The following is an 8,534-nucleotide window of genomic DNA, read 5'->3' as shown; positions in this document are numbered from 1 at the left end:
CGGGGGTGGGCGGCCCGGTGAGCGGGGTTGGGTGGGGGGGGGGAACACCCCGGCCGGGCCCCCGCGCCCCGCGGGGGGGCGGCCCGGCCGGGCGGGGCGCGGGGGGACCGGCGTCGTGCGGCGCGCGACCGGTCGCGCTCGGGGTGACGCGCATCAGGGCGCGGTCGCGGCGCCGCGGACGGCTCAGCCGCGCGCGAAGTCCAGCAGGTCGGCGTTGAACCGCTCGGCGAACCTGGGCACCATCGCCAGCCCGTGCGGGGCTCCCTCGTACACCTTGTAGACCGCTCCCTTGACCAGCTTCGAGCTCTTGGCACCGGCAGCCACGATGGGCACGATCTGGTCGTCGTCCCCGTGCACGATCAGCGTCGGGACGTCGATCTTCTTGAGGTCCTCGGTGGTGTCCGTCTCGGAGAACGCCTTGACGCAGTCGTAGGCGCCCTTGATGCCCACCGTCATGCTCCACAGCCAGAACTCGTCGCGGGTGCCCTGGCTGACGGTCGACCCTTCGCGGTTCGCGCCGTAGAACGGGCCGCTGAGGTCCCTGTAGAACTGGGACCTGTCCTGGGCCACGCCCTCGCGGATCTCGTCGAAGACCTCGATCGGAAGGCCCTCGGGATTGGCCTGCGTCTTCAGCATCAGCGGGGGGATCGCGCCCACCAGCACCGCTTTGGCGACCCTGCCCGTGCCGTGCCGCCCCATGTAGCGCGTGACCTCGCCGCCACCGGTCGAGTGCCCGACCAGGATGACGTCGCGCAGGTCGAGTTCCTCGATCACGGCCGCCAGGTCGTCGGCGTAGGTGTCGAGGTCGTTGCCCTCCCAGGGCTGACCGGAACGCCCACCGCCACGACGGTCGTGGGCGACGCCCCGGAAACCGTGGTCCACCATCCACTTCAACTGCGGGTCCCAGGCGTCCGCGGTCAGCGGCCAGCCGTGGGAGAACACGACGGGTTGGCCAGTCCCCCAGTCCTTGAAGAAGATCTGGGTCCCGTCCTTCGCTGTTGCATACGGCATGATCCTGAGTCCTTCTCGCTCCAGGGGGAACGCAGGGTTCCGGGGTTGCCCATACCCAAGCCCGGCCCCGACCGGGATGAGTACGCCGTTGGTCAACCGTAGTGCCGGGGCGGAGTCCCGGCGCGTCGAGACGGCTCAGTGCTCCGGTGCCACGGAAGCGTCCAGCAGCGGGCCGAGCTCGCGTGCCACGGCCGTCAGGGCGCGTACGTCGCGCTCCGCCCGGGCGATGACGACGGCGCCCTCGATGGCGCTGACCATCAGCGTCGCCAGCGACGGTGCCCGCCCGGCCGGCACGCCCATCTCCTCCAGTGCCCCGGCAACAGGCCCGGTCCAGGTCGCGAAGGCGGCGGCCGCCGCCGTACGGGTGGCCTCGGAGGTCCCGGCGCGTCGAGACGGCTCAGCGCTCCGGTGCCACGGAAGCGTCCAGCAGCGGGCCGAGCTCGCGTGCCACGGCCGTCAGGGCGCGTACGTCGCGCTCCGCCCGGGCGATGACGACGGCGCCCTCGATGGCGCTGACCATCAGCGTCGCCAGCGACGGTGCCCGCCCGGCCGGCACGCCCATCTCCTCCAGTGCCCCGGCAACAGGCCCGGTCCAGGTCGCGAAGGCGGCGGCCGCCGCCGTACGGGTGGCCTCGGAGGTCCCGGCGCAGTCGACCGTGGCGGCCGCGACGGGGCAGCCGGCGTCGTAGCCGGAGGTCAGGAACTCGTCCGTCCACTGGCCGACCATGGCGGCGAACAGCCCGCCGGGAGTCGGCTCTGGCAGGGCGGCGAGGAAGCGGGCCACGCGGTTGCCGGCGTAGCGGCCGGCCCAGCCGACGGCTTCGTTGACCATCTGCTCCTTGCCGCCCGGGAAGTAGTACTGCAGCGATCCCCGGGGCGCCTGCGCGTGGGCGGCGACCTCGCGCATGCCCGTCGCCGTGACGCCGCCGCGGCGGATCAGCTGTGCGGCGCTGAAGACCATGCGCTCGCGGGGACCCCGCTCGGAACCGGTCATCGCCGACCTCCCACCGTCTGCCCTTCCGCCCGCCCGCGTAAGGCGCGGCGGCCCTGCCCAGTGCGCGTCAGCTCGGCGGCGCAGTTCGCGCGCGCGGGCCGGCGGCCGGCGCCCCGGGGTCTATTATGACGCCTGTCATAGCGCGTATGACAGGCGTCATAACGCGCGGGTCGAGCGGTCGGACGGCCGGGACGGGCGGTGGGCAGTGGACGTGGGTTTCATCGGCCTGGGGATCATGGGGCAGCCCATGGCGCTCCGTCTGGCCGGTTCGGGAACACGGCTGGTGGTCTGGAACCGCACCGCCGCCCGGTGCGCTCCGCTGCGCGCGGCCGGGGCCGAGGTGGCGGAGGGGCCCGGCGAGGTCTTCAACCGGGCCCGCGTGGTGGTCCTGATGCTCGCCGACGGCGCCGCCGTCGACGACGTCCTGGGCCGCGGCACCCCGGACTTCGCCGCGCGTGTGGCCGGGCACGTCGTCGTCCACATGGGCACCACCTCGCCCGTGTACTCGCGCGGGCTGGAGGCCGCCGTCCGCGCGGCGGGCGGCCGCTACGTGGAGGCCCCCGTCTCCGGCTCCCGCAAGCCCGCCGAGGCGGGGCAGCTCGTGGCGATGCTCGCCGGGGATCCCGCGGCGGTGGAGGAGGTGCGGCCGCTGCTCGCGCCGATGTGCCGGGAGTCCTTCGCCTGCGGGCCGGTGCCCGGCGCGCTGCTGATGAAGCTGTCGGTCAACCTCTTCCTGATCACGATGGTCACCGGGCTCACCGAGGCGTTCCACTTCGCGGAACGGCAGGGCCTGGACACCGGGCAGTTCCTCTCCGTCCTGGACGCCGGGCCCATGGCCAGCGCCGTGTCGCGGATGAAGGCGCCCAAGCTGAGGGAGCGCGACTTCTCCGCGCAGGCCGCCGCGGCGGACGTGCTGCACAACAACCGCCTCATCGCCGAGGCGGCGCGCGCGTCCGGCCTGGCCTCGCCGCTGCTGGACGTCTGCCACGCCCTCTTCGACGAGACCGTGGAACAGGGCGACGGACGCGCGGACATGGTGGCCGTCTTGCGGGCGATCGAAGCCCGCACGGACGTCGCCGGCGACCTGGTCGCCGAGGTACGGGGCGGAGGCGTCCGGTGAGCCGGACCGTGACGCCCTCGGAGGCCGCCGTCACCGCCCGGCGCATGTGGCGGCTCGCCGAACCGGTGCACGCCGTCACCTACTTCACGCCCGAGGCACGTGCCGCGTACGAGGAGGCGGGGCTGCGCGGTTACTGGCGCGGTTACTTCGCCGGTCGCGCGGCCCCCCTCGGCCCGGTGGGCCCGGAGCCCGTCGTGGCCGCCTTCTTCGGCTTCGCGCCCGCCATGGTGGCCCGCGCGCTGCCCGGCGTGTGGGCGCTCGCCCCGCCCGAGCGCGCCCTTGACGCGCGGCGGCGCGGCGCGGGCGCCGCACTGCGGCGGCTGCTGGCGGGGCAGGAGACGGCGGTGGCGGAGGCGGTGGACCTGCTGGCTCCCGTCGTCGCCGGCCTCGACGTCGCGGGACGGGTGCTCGCCGCCGCGAATACGGCGCTCCCCTCCCCCGGCGACCCGGTCGACGCGCTCTGGCACCAGGCCACGCTGCTGCGCGAGCACCGCGGAGACGGTCATGTGGCGGCGCTCGTCGCGGCCGGTCTGAGTGGATGCGAGGCGCTGGTGCTGCGCACGGGCATCGACCTGCCGCGTTCGGAGCTGCAGCCGCACCGCGGATGGACCGACGAGCAGTGGGCCGGTGCAGCGGCTCGTCTCGCCGACCGCGGCCTGCTCGGCGCGGACGGCTCCGCGACCGCAGCGGGGCGGGAGGCCTACCGCGCGCTGGAGGAGGCCACCGACCGCGCCGCCGGTCGGCCCTGGGAGCTCTTGGCACCCGGGGCCGTCGAGCGCCTGGTCACCGTGCTGTCCGCTGCGGCGCGGGCCTGCGCGGGGGCGCTGCCGTACCCGAACCCGATGGGCGTGCCCACCCCCTGAGGAACGCCTCAGGCCGAGAGGAGTCCTGCGATGCAGGCGTCCCAGTCGATGTGGCCGCCCTCGGTGCCGAGCGGGACGAGTTCCGCGGTCGCGGCCAGGAACCGGGCGAGTTCACCCGTGGCGACCTGCAGGACGGCCGTGCCGCCGGGGGCGGCGAGCGTGATCAGGGTGTGGGCGTGGTCGCCGGGTTCGACGTGCACGTCGCCGTCCCCGGCGGAGGCCGCGAGCCCGGCGAGCAGCAGCTCGCGGGAGAGCACCCACTCCGCCTCGCCGGCACCGTCGTCGAGGCCGAAGCGCATCCGCACGATGTAGGGGTCGTCGGAACGGTACCGGCAGTCCGCCGACAGATCGAGGAACCGCCGGGTCCCGGTGATCAGCCGCAGGGACAGGTGTTCCGTGAGTGCTCGCATGGACGCCCCCTCGTGGGCCCGGTTCGGCCGCGTTCGCCGTTCAGCAGCATGTCGTTGCCGTGCGTTTGCCCCGTGACGCATGGTCCGGGCCGGGGCGACGGGAAAGATTTCGTGAAGGCTCGCCCTGGACGACCGATCTGCGGGGTGCCCGGTCAGAAGCGCCGGTCCTGCGCCATGACGTCGGCGGGTCCGGGGAGTTCACCGCCGATCGCGGGGACCGGGTCCGGGGCTCCGACCGTCGGGCACAACGACAGCGGTACGCATGCCACTCATAAGTGATGCAACGGACACCTTCCGTCGTCACCCATGGGCCGCGACCGGGGCACCGGGCACGGCGGTACGCATGACCGGGCACACGGCGGACCGCCGTTACGTAGCTTGACGGACGCCTTTCGTCGGCTTTCGCCCTAGTTTTTGCTGTGTCCGCGGCCGGGAGCCGGGCGACCGCGGACGGGTCGGCTCGGAGGTCTGGGATGACGGCATACGACTACATCGTCGTCGGTGGCGGGACCGCGGGGTGCGTGCTCGCCGCGCGGCTCTCGGAGGACGGGCGGGCCCGGGTGCTGCTCCTCGAGGCGGGGCCGGCCCGGGCGGCGAAGCGCTCGGCCGCTCCGCCGCGGTGGATGCGGTGGATCGGCAACGGGATGGACTGGGGCGACCGGACCGTGGAGCAGCGCGGAGCCGGCAGTGCCGTGCTGCCCTATCCGCGGGGAAGTGAGCCGGTCGGCGGCCCGGGGCGACCGCTGACGGGTGGTCTCGCCGGTGGCCTCCAGTTCCTGCCGCGCGCGGCGGCTCCACGCCGCGGCTTCCAGGTCGTCGAAGGTGTCGCGGGCGGCCCTGAGCGGTGCGCGGGACTCCAGGACGCGGCGCTGCCTGCGCAGCCACTCGCCGTACGCGAGCCGCAGGCGCGCCCGCTCCAGGGACCAGCCCGTGAGGTCCGCCCCCAAGGCGGCCGCGAAGGCGGCCTCACCCTCCTCCTCACCGGCCAGGACCGCCCGGGCGTGGCGCGCGGCCAGGCGCACGCGGGCCGCGGGCGTCCGGCGGGCCAGCGGTGCGAACCGATCCAGGACCCCTTGCGCGTCGTCCTTCTCGCCGCAGTGCGCGGCCGCCTCGGCGAGGTCGCCCACGGTCCACAGGGCGGTCATCACGTGGTGCCCGGCGTCGGCCGGATCGATCAGCCGCCTCAGCTGGGCGTACGCCTGCGCGTGGTCCCCGCTGCAGGACAGCGCCGTGCCGCGCGCCATGCGCACCGTCGCGTGCAGCAGCGGGGGGTTCAGCCGGACGGCGATGGCCCGCGCCTGCCCGATCAGCCGGTGGGCGGTCGACGCGTCGTCGCGCAGGGCGGCGAGGCAGCCGAGCACGCTGAGCGCGGTCGCCTCCCACTCGGGCTGCCCGGTCTCCCGGGCGAGCCTGCGGGCCGCCGGTTCGGTCAGGCCTCCGCGGGTACGTACGCGTCCTTCAGGCGCCCGGCGACCGTCGCAAGGAACTCGTCGGACAGCTCCGGGTCGGCGACCGCGCGCGAGATCAACAAGGCACCGACCAGGGCGCTGAGAGTGAGCATCGCGTCGGCCCGCGCCTCACCGGGGTCGTCGCCCTGCGCCGCCTCACCGATGAGCGCGAGGTAGCTGAGGACCTGCTTCTCGTACGCCTCCCGCAACTCCGCATCGCCGCGACCGGCTGCGGCGCCCAAGGTCACCAGGGCGCAGCCGGTGCCGGGAGCGTCCCGGTGGCGGGCGCTGAGGTAGGCGTCGATCAGGCCCGAGCGGGGCTCATCCGGGTCCCGGCGGGCGGCCTCGGCCATCTTGGCCTCGCCGTCGGCCAGGGCCAGCGCCGCCGCCTGACCCATCAGGTCCTCGCGCGAGGCGAAGTGCTTGTAGAACCCGCCGTGGGTCAGTCCGGCCTCGTTCATGAGGTCCGCGACGCCGGGTCGGGTCATGCCCTCCTCGCGGATCCGGCGGGCGGCGATCCGCAGGACCTTCTCGCGCGACTCGGCCTTCGCTGCCTGCGAGTGACCCATCGCATGACCTCCCGGGTGTGCGTCGGGCTGACCCGACCCCAATGTGGATGACGGACATCATACATCGCTGCCGGAATCCCATCCCGGGCTTTGACATGCAGGATGACACGCATCATCCTGCATATGTGGATGACATAAATCATCCAGACCTCGGCACGAGCCTCCACCGGAGCAGGCCCGCCGCCCCGCCCCTCCCGCCCGCGAACCCTCCGCGAGGACCCATGACCACCGCAGCAACCCGCCCGGACGTCAAACGGGGAACCCTCCCCGTCTTCGCCACGGCGACGGCGATCACGGTCGCCAACATCTACTTCACCCAGCCCCTCCTCGACCAGATCGCCCGCGGCTTCGGCATCTCCGCCTCCGCCGCCGGCCTCGTGGCCACGGCAGGACAGATCGGCTACGCGCTGGGGATCGTGGCCGTCGTCCCGCTCGCGGACCGGGCCCGGCTGCGCCGGCTGTCCAGGGTCCTGCTGGCGGTGACCGCCGTCGCGCTCCTGGGGGGCGCCCTGGCTCCGTCCGTCGCCCTGCTGGGGATGGCGACCCTCGTGCTCTCGGCGAGCACCGTGCTCCCACAGGTGATCATGCCCACGGTCGCGTCCATGGCCGCCCCCGGCCAGGCCGGGCGGGTCCTGGGGGCGGTCGGCACGGGGCTGACGATGGGCGCCCTGCTCTCGCGCACCGCCTCCGGGCTCATCGCCGAGGCCGCGGGCACCTGGCGGGCCGGCTTCCTCGTCGCCGCGGCGGCCACGGGGGCGCTGCTGCTGGTCCTCCCCCGCTACATGCCGGCCGGGCGCCCGCCGGGGGCGGCGGCCTCCGGCGGCTACGGGAGCTTGCTCGCCTCGCTCCCCCGACTGCTCGTGGTCCACGCCCCGTTGCGCCTGTCGGCCGCGCTGGGGGCGACGGCGTTCGCCTCCTTCTCGGCCTTCTGGTCCACGCTCGCCTTCCACCTCACCGCGCCGCCGATCGGCCTGGGCCCCGCCGTGGTCGGCCTCTTCGGCCTGTGCAGCGTGCCGGGCGCCCTGGCCGCCCGCTACTCGGGGCGGCTCACCGACCGGTGGGGGCCGCTGGGGGTCAACGCCCTCGCCGTCGCCTCGGCACTGGCCGCCTTCGTGCTCTTCGGGGTCGCGGGGCGGTCGCTCGTCGTCCTCGCCGTCGGCTGCAACCTCCTCGGCTACGGGGTGACGAGCGGCCAGATAGCGAACCAGGCCCGCATCTTCACCGCCGGGCCGGAGATCCGGGGGCGGCTCAACACGGTGTACATGTTCGCGGTCTTCGGTGGCGGCGCCACCGGTTCCGCCGTCGCCGGGGTGCTCTTCTCCGCCTTCGGCTGGCGCGGCGTGGTGGCGGGCGGCCTGGGCTTCCTGCTCCTCGCGGGCCTCACTCTCGCCTGGCACGGCCTCCGCGCCCGCCACACCGGCCCCCGGCACGGCGACGACGCCGAGCCCGGACAGGCCGACGCGGACACCGCCACCGCTCCCGCCCTGCGGCGATAGCCACACCCCCTCGGAGCGCGGGCCCCACCGCCCGCGCTCCGCACCCCCGCTTCCCGGGGGCCGCCACTACCGTCCGTCGCGCTCCCAGGTCAGGACGCCGGTGCGCAGCGCCCCCCAGATCCTGGCGGCACCGGGCAGGCTCAGCCGGAGCCTGCGCCCGTCCAGGTCGGCGATCCGCGTCTGGGAACCGCCCACCCAGTTGGGGAACAGGCTCAGCTCGACGTGGTGGACGACCGTGTCCCCCGCCGGGACCTCGAAGGTGCCGGCGTACGCGAGGTAGCCCGCGGCCGCCGCGGCCAGCTCCTCCGGCAGCCCTTCCTCGAGCCGCCCGTGGCGGAAGCCCGGCCGCCCGACCCGCATGATCTGGGCCGCCATGTGGCCCTCCGGCCCGTACGTGATCAGTCCCCGGGGCCGCGGCCCGAAGGGCTCGACGACCTCCCCGGTCCCGACGTCGGTGGCCTCGTAGGACATCAGGCGCCAGGCGCCGATCAGGGATGTGCGCAGTTCATCGGGGGTCATCGCCGTACCTCGCTCACGTGCCGGGCGCCCGGGGCGCCGTCCTTGACTTTCAGGATGACGAGAGTAATCCTGAATGAGGAATGAGGATGATGCAAGTAATCCAG

The 8,534-nt window shown here is 74.5% G+C and carries 8 protein-coding genes and 2 pseudogenes; 4 read left to right on the top strand and 6 right to left on the bottom strand.

Annotation, left to right across the window (positions count from 1 at the left end; all coding sequences use genetic code 11):
- Positions 1–183: 183 nt before the first annotated feature.
- The 3 genes and pseudogenes from ABZ312_RS40610 to ABZ312_RS40600 all read right to left on the bottom strand — a co-directional run bounded on the left by ABZ312_RS40610 (position 184) and on the right by ABZ312_RS40600 (position 2,005).
- Positions 184–1,011: an alpha/beta fold hydrolase gene (locus ABZ312_RS40610; RefSeq protein WP_500328876.1), complete on the bottom strand. Its 828-nt coding sequence runs from the start codon at positions 1,009–1,011 to the stop codon at positions 184–186.
- Between the two features lie 135 nt (positions 1,012–1,146).
- Positions 1,147–1,395, bottom strand: a pseudogene (locus tag ABZ312_RS40605) (LmrA/YxaF family transcription factor); the annotation flags it as partial.
- Positions 1,396–1,408: 13 nt separating this feature from the next.
- On the bottom strand, positions 1,409–2,005 hold the full coding sequence (locus tag ABZ312_RS40600; protein WP_500328877.1) for a TetR/AcrR family transcriptional regulator: 597 nt from the start codon (positions 2,003–2,005) through the stop codon (positions 1,409–1,411).
- A 205-nt stretch (positions 2,006–2,210) separates the two neighbouring features.
- Here ABZ312_RS40600 and ABZ312_RS40595 point away from each other — a divergent pair, with 205 nt between their 5' ends.
- Both ABZ312_RS40595 and ABZ312_RS40590 read left to right on the top strand, forming a co-directional pair.
- Entirely contained in the window at positions 2,211–3,125 is a 915-nt protein-coding gene (locus tag ABZ312_RS40595) for an NAD(P)-dependent oxidoreductase (protein WP_500360537.1), read from the top strand.
- Positions 3,122–3,988 carry an SCO6745 family protein gene (locus ABZ312_RS40590; RefSeq protein WP_500328879.1) on the top strand — a complete coding sequence of 289 codons (867 nt, stop codon included), beginning with the start codon at positions 3,122–3,124 and terminating at the stop codon, positions 3,986–3,988. The genes ABZ312_RS40595 and ABZ312_RS40590 overlap by 4 nt, the downstream gene beginning before the upstream one ends.
- 8 nt (positions 3,989–3,996) lie before the next feature.
- Here the strand turns inward: ABZ312_RS40590 and ABZ312_RS40585 are convergent, their stop codons facing one another.
- Complete coding sequence (locus ABZ312_RS40585) at positions 3,997–4,398, bottom strand: SsgA family sporulation/cell division regulator (RefSeq protein WP_500328880.1); 402 nt, start codon at positions 4,396–4,398, stop codon at positions 3,997–3,999.
- Positions 4,399–4,871: 473 nt separating this feature from the next.
- Here ABZ312_RS40585 and ABZ312_RS40580 point away from each other — a divergent pair.
- Positions 4,872–4,943, top strand: a pseudogene (locus ABZ312_RS40580) (hypothetical protein); the annotation flags it as partial.
- 884 nt (positions 4,944–5,827) lie between these two features.
- Here the strand turns inward: ABZ312_RS40580 and ABZ312_RS40575 are convergent.
- Positions 5,828–6,415 carry a TetR/AcrR family transcriptional regulator gene (locus tag ABZ312_RS40575; protein WP_500328881.1) on the bottom strand — a complete coding sequence of 196 codons (588 nt, stop codon included), beginning with the start codon at positions 6,413–6,415 and terminating at the stop codon, positions 5,828–5,830.
- A gap of 221 nt (positions 6,416–6,636) precedes the next feature.
- On the opposite strand from ABZ312_RS40575, the gene ABZ312_RS40570 reads away from it, so the two are divergent.
- Positions 6,637–7,911 carry an MFS transporter gene (locus tag ABZ312_RS40570; RefSeq protein WP_500328882.1) on the top strand — a complete coding sequence of 425 codons (1,275 nt, stop codon included), beginning with the start codon at positions 6,637–6,639 and terminating at the stop codon, positions 7,909–7,911.
- Positions 7,912–7,977: 66 nt separating this feature from the next.
- Here ABZ312_RS40570 and ABZ312_RS40565 read toward each other — a convergent pair whose 3' ends face one another.
- On the bottom strand, positions 7,978–8,430 hold the full coding sequence (locus ABZ312_RS40565) for a lipocalin-like domain-containing protein (RefSeq protein ID WP_500328883.1): 453 nt from the start codon (positions 8,428–8,430) through the stop codon (positions 7,978–7,980).
- Between the last annotated feature and the right edge of the window lie 104 nt (positions 8,431–8,534).

It is taken from the genome of Streptomyces sp. NPDC006207 (genome assembly GCF_040613835.1).
Taxonomy (GTDB): domain Bacteria; phylum Actinomycetota; class Actinomycetes; order Streptomycetales; family Streptomycetaceae; genus Actinacidiphila.
This window is presented reverse-complemented; position numbering and strand designations above follow the sequence as displayed.